General features: G+C 71.9%; 20 protein-coding genes. 8 read left to right on the top strand and 12 right to left on the bottom strand.

The annotated features are described in order from the left end of the window. The first annotated feature begins 18 nt into the window (after positions 1–18). Positions 19–456, top strand: coding sequence for a VOC family protein (locus ACFQMF_RS04800; RefSeq protein ID WP_256408694.1), 438 nt, complete (start codon positions 19–21; stop codon positions 454–456). Positions 457–480: 24 nt separating this feature from the next. On the opposite strand, the gene metG is transcribed toward ACFQMF_RS04800, so the two are convergent. From metG to ACFQMF_RS04760, 8 genes are all read right to left on the bottom strand, one after another. Then, positions 481–2,610: a methionine--tRNA ligase gene (metG, locus tag ACFQMF_RS04795; RefSeq protein WP_256408695.1), complete on the bottom strand. Its 2,130-nt coding sequence runs from the start codon at positions 2,608–2,610 to the stop codon at positions 481–483. An 87-nt stretch (positions 2,611–2,697) separates the two neighbouring features. Next, positions 2,698–3,615: a thiamine-phosphate synthase family protein gene (locus tag ACFQMF_RS04790; protein ID WP_256408696.1), complete on the bottom strand. Its 918-nt coding sequence runs from the start codon at positions 3,613–3,615 to the stop codon at positions 2,698–2,700. Next, positions 3,612–4,235: a dCTP deaminase gene (gene dcd, locus ACFQMF_RS04785; protein ID WP_256408697.1), complete on the bottom strand. Its 624-nt coding sequence runs from the start codon at positions 4,233–4,235 to the stop codon at positions 3,612–3,614. Before dcd ends, ACFQMF_RS04790 begins: the two co-directional genes overlap by 4 nt. A gap of 103 nt (positions 4,236–4,338) precedes the next feature. Next, on the bottom strand, positions 4,339–5,085 hold the full coding sequence (locus tag ACFQMF_RS04780) for a YIP1 family protein (RefSeq protein ID WP_256408698.1): 747 nt from the start codon (positions 5,083–5,085) through the stop codon (positions 4,339–4,341). Between the two features lie 87 nt (positions 5,086–5,172). Next, entirely contained in the window at positions 5,173–5,829 is a 657-nt protein-coding gene (locus tag ACFQMF_RS04775; protein WP_256408699.1) for an NfeD family protein, read from the bottom strand. Positions 5,830–5,923: 94 nt separating this feature from the next. After that, on the bottom strand, positions 5,924–6,250 hold the full coding sequence (locus tag ACFQMF_RS04770) for a DUF7312 domain-containing protein (RefSeq protein WP_256408700.1): 327 nt from the start codon (positions 6,248–6,250) through the stop codon (positions 5,924–5,926). A gap of 65 nt (positions 6,251–6,315) precedes the next feature. Further along, the gene (gene pyk, locus ACFQMF_RS04765) at positions 6,316–8,073 is read right to left on the bottom strand and encodes a pyruvate kinase (RefSeq protein ID WP_256408701.1); all 1,758 of its coding nucleotides are present in this window, start codon (positions 8,071–8,073) and stop codon (positions 6,316–6,318) included. Positions 8,074–8,588: 515 nt separating this feature from the next. Then, a complete protein-coding gene (locus ACFQMF_RS04760; protein WP_256408702.1) occupies positions 8,589–9,524 on the bottom strand; it encodes a sulfide-dependent adenosine diphosphate thiazole synthase in 936 nt (311 codons plus the stop codon). 443 nt (positions 9,525–9,967) lie between these two features. Between ACFQMF_RS04760 and ACFQMF_RS04755 the strand changes: the two genes are divergently transcribed. The 7 genes from ACFQMF_RS04755 (at position 9,968) to ACFQMF_RS04725 (ending at position 12,259) form a co-directional block, all read left to right on the top strand. Further along, positions 9,968–10,234, top strand: coding sequence for an eL43 family ribosomal protein (locus ACFQMF_RS04755; protein WP_086220860.1), 267 nt, complete (start codon positions 9,968–9,970; stop codon positions 10,232–10,234). A 4-nt stretch (positions 10,235–10,238) separates the two neighbouring features. Next, entirely contained in the window at positions 10,239–10,373 is a 135-nt protein-coding gene (locus tag ACFQMF_RS04750; RefSeq protein ID WP_094534055.1) for a DNA-directed RNA polymerase subunit P, read from the top strand. A gap of 21 nt (positions 10,374–10,394) precedes the next feature. Beyond that, positions 10,395–10,646: a KEOPS complex subunit Pcc1 gene (locus ACFQMF_RS04745; RefSeq protein ID WP_256408703.1), complete on the top strand. Its 252-nt coding sequence runs from the start codon at positions 10,395–10,397 to the stop codon at positions 10,644–10,646. A gap of 167 nt (positions 10,647–10,813) precedes the next feature. Continuing rightward, a complete protein-coding gene (locus ACFQMF_RS04740; protein ID WP_256408907.1) occupies positions 10,814–11,200 on the top strand; it encodes a prefoldin subunit beta in 387 nt (128 codons plus the stop codon). 7 nt (positions 11,201–11,207) lie between these two features. After that, complete coding sequence (locus ACFQMF_RS04735) at positions 11,208–11,450, top strand: DUF3194 domain-containing protein (protein ID WP_256408704.1); 243 nt, start codon at positions 11,208–11,210, stop codon at positions 11,448–11,450. Positions 11,451–11,613: 163 nt separating this feature from the next. Then, entirely contained in the window at positions 11,614–11,811 is a 198-nt protein-coding gene (locus tag ACFQMF_RS04730) for an HVO_0649 family zinc finger protein (RefSeq protein ID WP_256408705.1), read from the top strand. A gap of 22 nt (positions 11,812–11,833) precedes the next feature. Further along, on the top strand, positions 11,834–12,259 hold the full coding sequence (locus ACFQMF_RS04725) for a universal stress protein (RefSeq protein WP_256408706.1): 426 nt from the start codon (positions 11,834–11,836) through the stop codon (positions 12,257–12,259). A 53-nt stretch (positions 12,260–12,312) separates the two neighbouring features. On the opposite strand, the gene ACFQMF_RS04720 is transcribed toward ACFQMF_RS04725, so the two are convergent. From ACFQMF_RS04720 to ACFQMF_RS04705, 4 genes are all read right to left on the bottom strand, one after another. Then, positions 12,313–12,867 (bottom strand): GMP synthase subunit A, encoded by a 555-nt coding sequence (locus ACFQMF_RS04720; protein WP_256408707.1) that lies wholly within the window; start codon positions 12,865–12,867, stop codon positions 12,313–12,315. 144 nt (positions 12,868–13,011) lie between these two features. Then, on the bottom strand, positions 13,012–14,478 hold the full coding sequence (gene truD / locus ACFQMF_RS04715; protein ID WP_256408708.1) for a tRNA pseudouridine(13) synthase TruD: 1,467 nt from the start codon (positions 14,476–14,478) through the stop codon (positions 13,012–13,014). After that, positions 14,479–14,817 carry a peptidyl-tRNA hydrolase Pth2 gene (gene pth2, locus ACFQMF_RS04710; RefSeq protein ID WP_256408709.1) on the bottom strand — a complete coding sequence of 113 codons (339 nt, stop codon included), beginning with the start codon at positions 14,815–14,817 and terminating at the stop codon, positions 14,479–14,481. Positions 14,818–14,941: 124 nt separating this feature from the next. Continuing rightward, entirely contained in the window at positions 14,942–15,742 is an 801-nt protein-coding gene (locus ACFQMF_RS04705; RefSeq protein WP_256408908.1) for a bacteriorhodopsin, read from the bottom strand. Positions 15,743–15,808 lie beyond the last annotated feature (66 nt).

Raw genomic sequence — 15,808 nt, 5'->3', positions numbered from 1 at the left:
GCTCGCCGTCGTTCGACCGTGTCCGATCCGACCCCACACCACGTCGGCCTCACCGTCGCCGACCTCGACCGCGCCGTCGACTTCTACGCCGAGACGTTCGACCTCGACCTCGCCGCGGAGTTCGCCGTGGGCGGCGAGGCGTTCGCGGACGCCGTCGCCGTCGACGGCGCGGCCGCAGACTTCGCGCACCTCGTCGCCGGCGGGGAGGGCGACGGTAACGAGACGATCGTCGAGTTGGTCGCGTACGACCCCGAGGGCGAGCCGACACCCGATCCGGAACTGAACCGACCGGGCGCGGTCCACCTCGGGCTCTCCGTCGACGACGTGGAAGCGTTCCACCGCGGGCTCGACGACGACGTGGAGACCCTCAGCGAGCCGCGGACGACCGAGAGCGGGACCACGGTCCTGTTCGTCGTCGACCCCGAGGGCAACCTGATCGAAGTGCTGGACGCGTGAGATCGGGAAGATCGGGACCGGCTCTCACTTGACCTTCGTGCCCGGCCCGGCGTCCCCGTGGGTGGTGAGGAGGTCGGCCTCCTCGCCGGCCGCGAGCACCATCCCGTTCGACTCGACGCCGAACAGCTCCGCCTTCTCCATGTTGGCGAGCACGACCACCTTCGTACCGGGCAGGTCGTCGACGTCGTGGAGCCGCTTCAGCCCGGCGACGATCGTCCGGGTCTCGGCGCCGAGGTCGACGCGGAGCCTCAGGAGGTCGTCGGCGCCCTCGATGCCCTCGGCCTCCTCGATCCGGCCGATCCGGATGTCCAGTTCCTGAAAGTCGTCGAAGCCGATCCGGTCGTCGCTGAGGGGGTCGACGTCGGTCGCGTCGGGGTCGTCGGTGGCGTCGTCTGCGTCTCCGCCGTCGTCCTCGTCATCTGGCTCGTCGCCCTCCTCGTCGCCGGCCTCCGCCTCGGCGACCCGCGACTCCAGCTTCTCGTTGAGCGCCTCGACGCGCTCGTCCTCGATCTGATCGAACAGCTCGGTCGGCTCCGCGAGATCGCCGGCGGGCCCCTCGCGGGCGGCCTCGACCGTGACCTCGTGGACCGAGCCGTCCTCGCCGAGCTGGGCCCACAGGCGCTCGCACTTCTCGGGGGCGATCGGCTCGAACAGCACCGCGATCGCCTTCGCGACCGCGACGCAGTCGTGGATGACCCGCGCGGCCTCGTCGGGGTCCTCGTCGACGAGGTTCCACGGCTCGTTCCGCTGGATGTACTCGTTGCCGAACCGCGCGAGGTCGGTGACGGCGTCGCCGAGCGCGCGCACGGAGTAGTCGTTGACGGCCGCCTCGACGTCGGCGATCGCCGCCTCGATCCGCGCTTCGACCTCGTCGCTCGTCGCGTCCGCGATCGGCGCGTCGTCGTAGTTGCGGTGGGCGAACAGCAGGGATCGGTAGAGGAAGTTGCCGACGGTCCCAACCAGCTCGGTGTTGACGCGGTCGCGGAACTTCTCCCACGAGAAGTCCACGTCCTGCTGGAACCCGCCGTTGGTCGCGAGGTAGTAGCGCAGCGGGTCGGGGTGGAACCCCTCGTCGAGGTACTCGTCGGCCCAGACGGCGCGGTCGCGGCTCGTCGAGAACCCCTTCCCGCCGAGGGTGACGAAGCCGCTCGCCATCACCGCGCGCGGCTCGGCGTGGTCGGTCGCCTCCAGCATCGCGGGCCAGAAGATCGTGTGGTGCTGGATGATGTCGCGGCCGATCACGTGGACGATCTCGCCGCCCTCGGGGTGGGCGTCGCTCGCCCCCTCCAGCCAGGCCGCCTCCCAGTCGTACTCGTCGGCGCCGACGCGCTCGGAGTACTGCTTCGTCGAGGAGATGTACTCGATCGGGGCGTCGACCCAGACGTAGAGGACGAGGTTTTGGGGATTGTCCCCCGGATAATCGATCCCCCAGTCCATGTCGCGGGTGATACACCAGTCCTGGAGCCCCTGCTCGATCCACTCGCGGGGCTGGTTCCGGGCGTTCGAGGTGCCCTCCAGCCGGTCGAGGAAGCCGGAGAGGTACTCCGAGAACTCCGAGACCGCGAAGAACTTGTGGGTGCGCTCGCGGTACTCGGCGGGGTTGCCGGTGATCGTCGAGACGGGGTCCTCGACCTCGCCGGGTTCGAGGTGGCGCTGGCACCCCTCGTCGCACTCGTCGCCGCGGGCGTGCGCGCCGCAGTACGGGCAGGTCCCCTCGACGTAGCGGTCGGGGAGGTACTGGTCGTCGACCGGGTCGTACGCGACCATGATCTCCTTCTCGTAGACGTGGCCCGCGTCCTCCAGGTCGCGGACGAGCTCCTGGGTGACCGCGGTGTTCGTCTCGTCGTGGGTGTGGCCGTAGTTGTCGAACTCGACGTTGAACTTCGGGAACGTCTCGGCGTACCGCTCGTGCCAGTCGAGCGCGAACGCCTCGGGGGAGACGCCCTCCTGCTCGGCGTTGACCGCGACGGGCGTCCCGTGCATGTCCGAGCCGGAGACGAACGCGGTCTCCTGGCCGAGTCGCTCGAGCGCGCGGCTGTACACGTCGCCGCCGACGTAGGTGCGCAGGTGGCCGATGTGGAGGTCGCCGTTGGCGTACGGCAGCCCGCAGGTCACCACCGCGGGTCGGTCGGTGGGGAAGTCGTCGTGGCTCATGTGGTGCGTGTATCGAGTTGTCGTGGATACGGGCCTAAAGCCCGCTGGTTCGGGGCCGAGCGGACGGCCCGGACGTTTCGGGAAGACTCACAACAGGTCGCGAACGATCCGCGCCGCGTCGGCGGCGGTCGGCGCGAGCACGTAGACGATGGGCTCGACGCCGACCGCGCCCGTCTGGTAGCAGACGAGCGTCGCCGCGTCTCCCCCGGTCGCCGAGGCGTCGGCGCCCGCGACCGCGTCGGCGACCGCCGCGCGCGTCCCGCGCTCGGCGTCGAACTCGACGGTCGGATACGACTCGGCGAGCGCCGCGACGGTGTCGGGGTCGTACCGGACGTTCACGGCGCCGCGAGCGGTCGCGCCCGCCTCGCGCGCCGCGAGCAGCACCGTGGCGACGTGCTCGCTCACGCCGAACTCGGGCTCGCCGGGGACCATGGCCCGCCCCTTCACGTCGACGAGGCGGCCGGGGACCGCGGCGACGTCGTCGATGGTCCGCGCGTCGTCGAGGCACTCGGCGACGTTGGCCCCGACGTTCGGGATGAGCGCGGCGAAGCCCGAGGCGTTCGTCAGGGTGCGGAGCCCGCGCCGCACCGAGCCGAGGACGCGCTCGCGCTCGCGGAGCCCGCTGTCCGGGTCGTGGACCGAGAACTCCACGTCGGCGTCCGCGAGCGCCGGCATCGCTTCCTCGTGGAGCTCCGCGAGGAGGTCCCCCTCCTCCAGCCGCCGGATCAGCACCTCGATCTCGACGAGCGCGCCGACCGGGCTCAGGTCGCCGTCGGCGAGCCCCTCGCCCACCCGATCGACGAGGTCGCGGACGCGCTCGTCGGCGACGATCCGGTCGTGGCGCGCCACGTCGCCGTGGGCGTACTTCGAGACCGCGGACTGCGAGATGCCGAGCGCGTCGGCGACCTCGCGCTGCGTGAAGCCGCGGTCGCGGAGGTCCTCCGCCAGCATCGAGCGCACGGTCGGGAGGAACTCGTCGACGACGACCTCCTCGATGAACTTCATGACTCGGCCTCCGCATTCCCGCCGACCTCCTCGTTCCCCTCGCCGTCGAACTCCGGGTCGTCGCCGATCCGGGACGCCTGCGGCCCGTCCTGATCCTGGTACTTCGAGCCGCGCTCCGCGCCATACGGGCGGTCGGCGGGCGACTTCAGCTCGGTGAACGTGAGCTGCGAGACGCGCATCCCCGGCGAGAGCGCGACGGGCGCGGTGCCGAGGTTCGACAGTTCGAGCGTGATCTGCCCCTTGTAGCCGGGGTCACAGAGGCCGGCGGTGGCGTGCACGACGATCGCGAGCCGTCCGAGCGACGAGCGGCCCTCGACGTGCGCGACGAGGTCGTCCGGGATCTCCACGCGCTCTGTCGTCGTCCCGAGGACGAAGTCGCCGGGGTGGAGGATGAACTCGCCGCCCTCGTCGACGGTCGTCTCCGTGACGTACTCGCCGACCTCGTCGGCCTCGGTCGGGTGGATGCAGGGGATGTTGGTGCGCTGGAACTCCAGGAAGCGCTCGCCGAGCCGCAGGTCGACGCTCGCGGGCTGGACCTGCTGGTCGACGTCGCCGAGCGGCTCGACCACGAGGTCCCCGTCCGCGAGCCGGCCGAGGATGTCCGCGTCCGACAGGATCATACCGAGAGGGGGAGCGCCGGCGGGTTAAAAACTCCCGAATGCGGCGGCTCGCGGCGCGGGGGATCGCGGGTCGCGTCCGGTGTCGCGAGTGCGAGGCCGGCGCTCACACCGCCGCGAGCAGGAACCCGAGCGCGGCGAGGACGCCGGCGACCGTCCCCGCGGTCCCGCGGTCGAGGTCGTGGGTCGCCTCCAGCCCGCCCGTCACGATCGCCCACTGGACCGCGATCACGACCGCCGAGGCGGCGAGCAGGGGGACTCGCACCGTCCCGATCGCGGCGACGACCTCGTTCGCGATCGCCTCGACCGTCGCGCCGTCGACGGTCGTCGTCGCGAGCGCGCGCCAGATCGCCGCGAGCCCGGCGGTCAGCCGGAGGACCTCCGGCACGATCGCCCACGCCGCGATCGCGAGCGAGTCGCCCAGAGAGCCGCTCCCGCCGGCGAGGCGCGCGCCGCCGTGGAGGACGAGCGCGAAGATCCCCCACCAGATCGGCACGCCGAAGGCGGCGTACGCGGCGTAGTCGCCGGTCGCGTCCCGGAGCTCCTCGCCGACGTCGACGTCGACCCGTTCGGGCCGGTCGCACTGCTCGGCGAACACCGAGTCGTCGTCGCCGAACGCCTCGCAGGTCGTCTCCGGCGGCCGGTCGGGGTTGTCGACGGTGACCTCTCGGTCGATCGTCGCGTCGAAGGCCGCGCCGAGCGCGAAGACCCCGGCGACCGTCGCGAGGGTGACGAGCAGGACGAGCCCGGCCGCGACCGCGCCGGACCGCGGCCGGACCGCCTCGAAGTGGTCGCGGGAGCGGTCGAGGAGCGAACCGACGGCTCCGGAGAGGGGGGCGAGCGGGGAACGCATGGCCGAGGGATCCGCGAGACCGAACAAGTGTCTTGTCCATCCGGACCTCGGTGCCCCGGTCCGGACCGCGGTCGGCCCCGATCGCGGTCACCCGCGCTCGGTCTCGGTTTCCGCGTCGATCTCGGTCTCCGCGTCGGCCTCGGTCCCCGCGTCGGCCTCCGCTTCCCCCTCCGCGGCCTCCTTCCGGGCCCGGTCCGCGGCGAGCTCCCTGTCGATGTCGTCCTCGACGTAACCCATCGACTCCACGGTGACGACGTTGCCGCCGCCGGGGTCGACGACCATCACCTCCTCGCCGGCCTCGATCTCGCCCTCGATCGACCGCGCGGAGTAGTAGGGGTTGAAGCCGCCGCCGGAGAGCTTCACCTCGCCGCCGGAGGGCGTCACCGGCTCCGTGACGGTGCCGGTCTTCCCCTTCAGCGAGTCGCTGTCGCTGGTCTGCTGTTGGCCCTTCCCGCCGTACAGGTCGAACTCGTGGTAGCCGTAGAAGGCGGCCGCCCCGACGACGAGCGTCAGCAGCGCCATGACCAGCGTGAGTCCCGCCCCCGCCACGCCGAGCGACGTCAGCAGGAGCCCGCCGAGCCCCGCGCCGATCAGCGCGATGCCGACGACGATGAAGTTCGCGCCCGGCGCGAGCGCCTCCGCCATAGAGAGCAGCAGGCCGGCCGTCAACAGCAGGAGCGGCAGCGTGTCCGGACCGATCAGCCCGGACTGGAGGAGCGGTCCGAGTCCCGAGAGCAGATCCATGTCCGGACGTACGGCCGCGTCGGTATAAGTGATGGTGCGCGCGGGGCCGTCGGCGGTCGGGAGGCCCCCGCGACCCCGGCGATCCGGACGGGGTTCAGAACCCGAACAGCAGCACGGCGACCGTGATCGCGACGCCGAGCGCGACTAGGGCGGCGTTCTCGGCGTCGATCGACCCCGGCTCGATCGGCTCGTCCTCGGGGGTCCCGGTGTCCTCGGTGACGCCGTCCGGCCCCACGTCGTCGACGGCGAACCGCCACTGGCGCTCGTCCCCCGCCTCGGCGTCGGCCCGGGTCTCGTTCGCCCGGACCCGGGCGTCGTCGGTGGCGTCGGCGCCGCTGGCGTCATCACCGGTGACGGCGTCGGCGCCGTCGGTGTCGGTGGCGTCGGCGTCGTCGCCGGCGGCGTCCCGGTCGCTTGGCATACCCGCCGGTAGGCGCGTCGGCGGTAAATGGCTGGCGGGGGGATCCCGGTCGGCGCGAGGCGCGGCTATCGCTCGCGCGCCGCCGCGATCACGTCGCCCTCGTAGACGATCCCGCGCTCGCCGTCGAGCGTGACGACGTTGCCGTCGGCGACGCGCTCGGGGAGCGTCGCGCCGGAGACCATCGGGACGCCGAGCTCGCGGGCGACGACCGCGGGGTAGCCGGTCATCCCGTCGTCGGCGTCGACGATCCCGGCGAGGGCGTCGAGGTCGCCGGAGAACTCGCCCTCGAAGCCGGGACTGAGCGCGACGATCGACCCGTCCGGGACCGCGCTCAGGTCGCCGTCGTCGGTCCGGTAGACGGGCGCGGCGACGCGGCCCGCGACGGCCGCCTTCCCGGTCACCAGCGTCTCGGCCGCGACGTGGACCTTCAGCGTGTTCGTCGTGTTCGTCCCCTCGAACTCCGTCAGCATGCCGGAGAGCACGACGAGCGTGTCGCCGGAGGCGGCGCCGCCGATGTCGAGCGCGGCGTCGACCGCGTTGTCGAGGATCGTCTCCATGTCGTGGGCGTACTCCGTCAGCACGGGGCGGACGCCCCACGAGAGCGCGAGCTGTCGCCGGACCCGGTCGTTCGGCGTCGTCGCGACCACGGGGACGCCCGGGCGGAACATCGCCGTCTTGCGGGCGGTGAAGCCGGACTCCGAGACCGCGACCACGGTCGAGGCGCCGATGTCGCGGGCGAGGTAGCGCGCCGAGCGCGCCAGCGCCTCTGTCCGGGAGCCCTCCGCGGCGGCCGGGACGCGCTGCTCGCGCGTCTCGGCGTACTCCTCGCTCGACTCGACCTCGCGGACGATCCGGTCCATCGTCTCCACGACGTTGACCGGGTCGTCGCCGATCGCGGTCTCGCCGGACAGCATCACCGCGTCGGTGCCGTCGAGGACCGCGTTGGCGACGTCGGAGGCCTCCGCGCGGGTCGGCCGGCGGGAGTGGACCATCGAGTCGAGCATCTCCGTCGCGGTGATGACCGGGACGCCCGCGTTGACGCATTTGCGGATGATCCGCTTCTGGATGACGGGCACGTCCTCCAGCGGGCACTCCACGCCGAGGTCGCCGCGCGCGACCATCACGCCGTCGGCGGCGTCGACGATCCCGTCGAGGTTCTCGACCGCGCCCGCCCGCTCGATCTTCGCGACGATCGGGATGTCGCCGCCGCCGCGCCCCTCCAGCTCGTCGGCGATCTCGTAGACGTCGTCGGCGTTTCGCACGAAGGAGGCCGCCACGAAGTCGGCGTTCGTCCGGACGGCCAGGTCGAGCTCCGCCTGATCCTCCGGCGTGATCAGGTCGACGTCGATCGCGACGCCCGGGAGGTTGACGCCCTTCCGCGAGCTGAGCTTCCCGCCGGAGACGACGGTCGCGACGACCGACTCGCCGTCGACCCGCTCGACGCGACACTCGATCCGCCCGTCGTCGAGGAGGATCGTGTCGCCCGGGGTCGCGGCCCCGATCGAGTGCGTGAGTCCCACGCGCTCGGGCGTGGCGTCGTCGCCCTCGGCGAACGTCACTTCCGAGTCCGTGGCGAGCCGGATCGGCTCGTCGAGCTCGGCCGTGCGGACCTCCGGCCCCTTCAGGTCGACCATCACCGCGAGCGGGTCGTCGATCGCGTCGTCGACCGCGCGGGCCCGTTCGATGACCTTCTCGCGGTGGGCCGTCGTCCCGTGGCTGGCGTTCAGCCGGACGACGGACATCCCCGCGTCGGCGAGGGCGCGGATCGCGTCCCGCCCGTCCGAGGCGGGACCGATCGTACAGACGATCTTGGCGTTGCGCATACCGCCGGGTTCGACGCACGCCCGCAAAAAGGCACACGGTTGAGTCGGGAGCGAGTGAACGTTCGTGAGGGACGGTTACGATGCGGGTTCCGGGCTCGGAATGCTGCGACCGTTCACAGATTACCACGCGGTCGGCGCGTACCTGCGAGCGGCCGAAGGCCGCGAGCCAGCACGCGCGAGGGACGCGGCGAACGCGAGCGGCGTAGCCGCGAAGCGTGAGCCGCGAGGCTGGGGAGGCGTGAGGTGCGGTTGCGGTGCTGTGCGGGGTGGGACTCAAAGGGGCAGCCGCGAGGGCGAAGGCGCGCGACGCAAGCACCGCAACGAGGGAGCGGAGCGACCGAGTGAGGAGCACAGCGAGCGCACCGAGCCCTCGCGGCTGGGGCTTTGACGGTGTTCTGGTCAGCAGCGATCACGTACCACCGAGCGACTGAGGCTTCGGAGGGCTCCGGTGCCGGAGCGTCAGCGGTAATTCCCCGATAGGCGACCGAAATTTCGACTCTTCGTCTATTTCCGTCTCAGTCGTCTGCGGGCGCCGGCGCGCCGCCGGTCGACAGCTCGACGTCGGGGCCCTCGACGCCGAGCTCGTCGAGCGCGGCCTGTGCCGCGCGCTTCCCGGAGACGAGCATCGCGCCGAACGTCGGGCCCATCCGCGGGAGGCCGTGGGCGGTCGCGACCGCCATGCCGGCGGCGATCAGGCCGTCGTGGACGACGCCGGTGTGCTCGACGACCTGGTCCTCGCTCTCGCCGACCCACATCGAGTCGTGGCCGGGCGAGTCGTGGCCGGGGGCACCGTACTGGTCGTCGCCCGTCTGGTCCATTCCGGTGTTGTGCTCCTTCGCGTGCTCGATGCCGGGCGCCGAGAGGACGCCGCGCTCGTCGAGCTTGCTGATCGCGACCGCGTCGTGGCCGGTCGCGTCGATGACGAGGTCGGACTCGACCGCGATCGGGTCGACGCAGGTGATCTCCCGCGGGAGCGCGTGGACCGGCGTCCAGTTCATCACGATCCCGCCGACCTCGTGGTCGTCGCGGACGACGAGGTCGGTGAACTCCGTCATGTTCTGGACGCGCGCGCCGGCGTCGCAGGCGGCCTTGATCAGCCCGGAGCAGGCCTCCGGGCCCGCGGCGGTGTAGAGCCCGTCCACGTCCTCGACGGGGTCGTAGTCCACGTCGAGGTCGTCGAGGATCTCCTGGGCCGGGTCGCGTACGGTGACCGTGTTCATCAGGAACCCGCCGAGCCAGAAGCCGCCGCCGAGGTAGTTGTTCTTCTCGACGATCATCACCTTCACGCCGCGCTCGGCCAGCTCCTTGGCGGCCATCAGCCCGGAGGGACCGCCGCCGAGGACGATCACGTCCGAGTCGGTGAAGTCGAGGAACCCGTCCGTCCACTCGTTGCCGATCGCCTTCGTCACGTCGGTCTCGCTCACGTCGCTGAAGCCGTCGAATCCGTGCATACAACTTAGTAGTATTACTTGGTTGTGAAATGCGTTGCGGTCGAGACCGAGTCGTATCTATGCTGGCTGTCGGTAGATCGACGGTGAACACCTCCAAAGCCCCAGTCGCGAGGCGGGCGCACGCTCGCTGTGCTCCTCGCTCAGTCGCTGCCGCTCCTTCGCTGCGGTGCTTACTTCGCCTGCGCCCGCCTCGCGACTGCCCCTTCGAGTCCCACCCCGCACAGCACCGCAACCGCACCTCACGCCTCCCCAGCCTCGCGGCTCACGCTTCGCGGCTGCGCCGCTCGCGTTCGCCGCGTCCCTCGCGCGTGCGACTCGCGCCCCGCGGGCGCTCGTCGGCACGCGCCACCCCTTCCGTCATCCGTGTTCCATCGTCACCGGACCGCTTCCGACCGCCGCAACTCGCAGCCTTTTTACCCGCGCTGGCGGTAGACGGACTTACTATGGCTGAGGACAAGGCACGAAGCACCGGTAGTGCGGGCCGATTCGGCGCTCGCTACGGCCGGGTCTCCCGCAAGCGGGTCCAGGACATCGAAGAGGAGATGCGCAACGCGACCGTCGACGGCGACGACGTCACGCGCAAGGGCACCGGCATCTGGGTGAACGAGGAGACCGGCGAGACGTTCACGGGCGGGGCGTACCGCCCCGAGACGCCCGGCGGCCGCACCGTCCGCCGCTCCATCCGCGCCGCGCTCGCCGACGAGGAGTAGGACGATGAGCTACAAGTGCTCCCGCTGTAAGCGCGACGTCACCCTCGACGAGTACGGCGGCGTGCGCTGCCCGTACTGCGGCCACCGCGTCCTCCTGAAGGAGCGCGGCGGCGACGTGAAGGAAGTCGACGTCGAGTAACGTCGGCTGGTTTTCCCGACCGTGACGGCGTCCCGCGCACACGAGACGGTCCTCTCGTTCGCCTACCCCTCGGAGCGGCGCGCACGGCTCGTCGCCGACGCGCTCGCCCCCGAGGTCGGCGAGATCGACGACGCGCGCTCGGCCGCGACCGTCTCCCGCGACGGCGACGCGGTCCGGGTCCGCGTCGCCGCGGACGACCTCGTCGCCCTCCGCGCCGGGATCAACAGCTGGTCCCGGCTGGTCGAGGTCGCGGAGCGGGTCGGGACCCGGTGAGGTCGCGGGGCGAGCCGAGGCCGGACCCGCGCGCTGGGACCGTCGATTCGGTTCGACCATCCGGCGGGAACGGTCCGTTCACGGCTCCTCACGGCCGTTTGGTCCGAGAGGCGAGAAGACGTGGGTTTTTCCGTCCGGGTCGCCTCGCTTCGCCCATGCAAGGGAACATGCCGCCCGAGGCACAGGAGAAGATCGAGGAGCTCCAGGAGCTGCAGGAGACCGCACAGCAGGTCGCCGAGCAGAAGGAGCAGGCGCAGGCCGCGCTCAACGAGTCGAAGACGGCGCTCGACGCCCTCGAAGACGTCGACGAGGACGCCGGAATGTACCGCGAGATCGGCGAGGTCCTCGTCGAGACGGACTACGAGTCCGCCTACGACGACCTCGAGAACAAGGTCGACTCGCTCGAAGTCCGCGTCGAGCAGCTCCAGAAGCAGGAGGAGCGCGTCGAGGAGCAGTTCGACGACCTGCAGAGCGAGCTCCAGCAGATGCTCCAGGGCGGCGCCGGCGGCGGCGGTCCGATGGGTCCGGGCGGTCCGGGCGCGGGCGGCGCGTAAGCGGTCGATGAGCGACGAGCCGACGGACGACGAAGTGGTCCGCACCGCGGCCGAGGCGGCGGAGGGCGTCGTCTTCGCCCGCTACGACCAGTCGGCGGTGACCGACCTCGACGTCACGGTGACGTTCGAGGAGGGCGTGCTCGACGTCGACGTCTACCTGAACGCCCCGGAGGACCCCGACCCCGACGCGGTCGCCCGCGAGGCGGCCGAGGCCGCCGGCGAGGCGGTCGACGAGCTGTTCGCGGAGTAGGCGTCGGCTCCTCCCGATTTTTCGACGGGTCCGGCGACCCTAGCGACGGCTCCGACCGGCGCGACGCCGACGCGCGGCTCGGGTCCGGGGGCGACGGTCGGGAGCGGCGCGGCGCGAGTCCCCACCGATAGCTATTAATCGAAGCGTTGTGAACTGTTACCGCATGTCACGAAGCCACGGCGGAACGTCGGCCTTCGAGCGGCTCCGCGCGCGGCTCGACGAGGGGTCGGACGCCTGCGAGGAGTGCGGGTTCGTCGACGACGCCGGCGAGTGGGAGGCGGTCACCACGGGGGCGACCGTCGAGTACCGCCGGGAGTGTCCGAGCTGCGGGACCGAACGCGTCCGGCGGTACCGGCTCTGAGCCGGGGTTGGAGTCGGTATCGATGTACGACGAGATCCTCTGTCCGACTGACGGGAGCGGCGGGAGCGACGCCGCCGTCGAGCACGCGTGCTACCTCGGGGAGCTGGCGGACGCGCGAGTCCACGCGCTGTTCGTCGTCGACGAGGGGATCGCGGGCGCCGACGGCTGGGACGTAGTCGTCGAGCGCGAGGAGGCGCGCGGCGAGCGCGCGCTCGACGCCGTCGCCGCGGCCGGCGCGGAACGCGGCGTCCCGGTCGAGCGGCACCTCCGGCGCGGCCGCCCGCACGAGGAGATCCTGGACGCGGCGGCCGACTACGGGGTCGACCTGATCGTGATGGGGACCCACGGCCGGACCGGCGTCGGCCGGTTCCTCGCGGCCGGATCGGTCGCCGAGCGGGTCGTGCGACACAGCGAGGCGCCGGTGTTGACCGCGCGGTTGGAGGAGTGACGCGGGCGGCCCGGAGAGCGGCGCGGGCGGTTCAGAGAGCGGCGCGGGCGGTCCTACGCCGACTCGCAGATCGCGACGAAGTTCTCGAAGACCTCCTCGCCGCGCTCGGTGTGCGCGACCTCCGGGTGCCACTGGACGCCGTACAGGTCGGCCTCGGGGTTCGACATCGCCTCGATGCCGCAGACGTCGGAGGTGGCGGCCCGGGTGAACCCCGCCGGGAGCGACTTCACCTCGTCGGCGTGCGAGGCCCAGACGCGGGTCTCCGGCGCGAGCGACCCCACGAGGGGGTCCTCGTCGTCGACGATCTCCACGTCGACGTCGGCGTAGCCGCCGTAGTCGCCGCCGCCGACCTCGCCGCCGAGCTCGGCCGCGATCAGCTGCATCCCGAGGCAGATGCCGAAGACGGGCACGTCGAGGTCGAGGTAGTCCGGCGCGTTGCCGACGCGGTCCATGTCGGGGCCGCCCGAGAGGACGACCCCGTCGGCGTCGACCTCGTCGGCCGGCTCGTCGGCCGAGACGATCTCGGTGTCGACGCCGATGTCGCGGAGCGCGCGCCGTTCGAGGTGCGTGAACTGGCCGTGGAGGTCGATAACGACGATCCGGGTCATGGCCTCGATTGCGGGCACCCGCACAAAAACGGCTCGGAACGGGACACAGTAATGTGGTGGTTTCGGGGCGCCCGGACGCTCGATGATACACGAACGCGGATCATACCGGCGGCCGCCGGGCGCAGGAGGCGCCGTCCGCCGCGGTCACAGGTCGAGCGGTCCCCGCTTGAGGAACTCCCGGAGCAGCACGGTCGCGTACGACCCGCTCGGGAGCGCGAACGCGAACCGCGGGTCGCCGCCGTCGACCGTCGCGTCGAGGTCGGTGCGCAGGAGGATCGCCCGCCGGGTGCCGGCGGAGTCGAACTCGCCGGGGAGCGCGAAGTCGCCGGGCTCGATCCCCGCGTCGGCGAGGACCTCGCGCTCGATCTCGCCGGGCTCGCCGCCCCCGAGCTCGGTCTCCGTGCCGACCAGCGGCGCGGTGACGAACGCCCGGCCGCGCTCGCAGTGGCGGGTGACGGTGTCGACCCGTCCCTCGTCGACGCGCTGGAGCCGATCGGTGTCGGGCGCGTACAGGTCGTCGGGGGCGTCGCCGTCGGCGAAACAGACCACGTCGCCGGCGACGGGGCGGTCGAAGGGGAGCCCGCGGCGGAGCCGCTCGCTCAACACGCGGTTGAAGAGGAACGACTGCGCGGCGTTGACGAACAGCCGCCGGAGGTTCGACGGCACCGCCTCCAGCGCGTGCCACCAGTCCTCGTCGTCGGGCGGCGCGTCGGGGGCGACGCCACGGTCGGCGAGCCGGTGGACCATCGAGCGCTCGAACCGGAGCTTGCCGGGGATCGCGTCGAGGCAGGCGGCCCAGTCGCCGTCGCCGGTCCCGTCGGCGGCAGGGTCGAGATTCCCCGTCACTCCGAACGCCGCGTCGACGCGGTCGCGGGCGGCCCGCGTGTCGTCGGGCTCCGTCTCGGCCGGGTTGCCCGCGTACAGCCGCACCGCCTCGCGCGGGTCGTTGCGGGCGATCGCGAGCCCGACGACGTGGGTAACGGGGCGCCGGCTCCCGAAGCGCTGCTGGCCGAAGTAGTTCGGGACGCCGACGGGCGCGCCGATCGCGAGGTCGCCGTCGGCGCCCGCGGCGTCGGCCGACTCGCCCCCGGCCCCCGCGAACGCCCGGAGGTCGCGGACCGTCTCGGCGACGCGCTCGGGCGCTTCCGCGACCGCGTCGGCGACGCGGATCTCGAAGGCGTTGCCGGCGAGGTCGCCGAAGGAGAGCCGCCGGCCCGCCCGGCCGAGCGGCTCGATCTCGGCGCCGCGGATCGTCGGGAGGTCGTCGGGGTCGACCTCGCGGAGGGTGAACAGCTGCGTGGTGACGGCGCGCTTGTCCTTCGTCCCGGCCCAGGAGACGCGCTCGCGGCTAATCTGTAGCGCGTCGGAGATCCGGCGCGCGAAGTCGTTCGTGTCCCAGTCGCGCAGCGTGACGCGGACGACGAGCTCGGGGTAGCTCCCGCGGTCGGCGCCGAGCGGCTCCGCGTCGAACGCCTCCAGCTCCCGGACCCGGAAGTCCTCGGGGGACTCCCGGAGCCGGCCGCCGATCCCGTCGGCGTCGCTGACGTAGTACGCCACGCCGACCGCGCGTTCCGTGGGATGCGCCTCGCGGAGGGTGTGTTCGGCGACCATCTAATAGAGCGAGAGGTCGCCGGTCACGCGGTCGACGCTGTCGTCGCGGCCGGGGCCGACCGCGAGCGCGGTGACGGTCCCCGGCTCCAGCTGCGTGTGGCCCGCGTCCCGGACGATGGCGTACGGGAGTCCCTCCGTCTCCGCCTTGTCGGCCAGCGCGAACAGCTGGCTCTCGGAGTCGCCCCTGAGCACGACCTTCTTCTGTCCCTCGCCCTGCCACTCCTTCCGGGCGCGCCGCGACGCGTCCTGGTACGCCGACAGCGACGCGTGCGCGACCTGCGCGGCGAGCTTCCCCTCGCCCATGCCGATGTCCGTCCGGGCGACGATGGCCTGTTTCATGTTCCGATTCACCGCCGCCGCGGGTTTAGCGCTTCGCTCTCGGCGGCCGTGCCGGGGGCTGGCGGCGTGAGAACGCGCGAAAAGAGAGTCGCGGAAGAGAGCCGTGACGCGGTCGCCGTCGGCCTCAGTCGTCGGCCGGGGCCGCGCCGCCGCGGGAGGCCGAGCCGAGCCCGGACGCGATGTCGGCGATCGTCCGCTCGTTGTCGACGACCCAGCGCAGCAGGAGGAACGCGAAGAGGTACTTCGCGATGATGTCCATCCCGCTGTAGGCCCACGAGGTGATCGCGACGTCGAGCACCGCGAGGCCCTCGGCGCCGAGGGCCCAGAAGATCGGGTAGCCGAGCCAGAGGACCACGGTGAGCACCTTCAGCGTGTTGAAGATCTCCGCGGTGCCGGCGGCCTCGGCGTCCTCGGCCCACTCGGCGAGCAGGATGTAGAGGACGACGACGAAGAACGCGCAGCTGATGACGTACCAGACCCAGCGCAGCATGTAGGAGGAGGTCGTCAGGGCGGCCGCGAGGCCGGTGACGCACATCCCGATGTCGGCCACGACGGCCGTGAACAGCTTACTCAGGTTCGTTCCGGCGAGGAGGCCGAGCGAGATGAGGATCATCGGCGTCGACAGCGCCCACGTCAGATACCGTCCCCACGGGGTGAGCACCTCCTGCCCGGCCAGCGCGTGACCGGGCGGCATCTCGAGGAAGCTCACCGTGAGCCCGGAGACGAGGCCGGTGTAGCTGGAGATGGACACCAGCGGTACCATCAGCGCGGCGACGAAGATCAACTGCGCGCGCGGGTCCTGCACGTCGCGACCCATGTAGACGAACAGGAGGATCGCCAGGCCCGCGAGGGCGATGTTTATCCAGAGCGACGCGCTCAGGAGCGCGTCGGACTGGATCGCTTGGAATATCTCGGTCTGCGTCATTTCGAGCGGGACTGTGCCGCCGGCGAGTACGTCAGCCGCTGCTGTTTCGATCATGCGACACCGGAG

This window comes from Halorubrum rutilum, from assembly GCF_042665015.1.
Lineage (GTDB): Archaea > Halobacteriota > Halobacteria > Halobacteriales > Haloferacaceae > Halorubrum > Halorubrum rutilum.
This window is presented reverse-complemented; position numbering and strand designations above follow the sequence as displayed.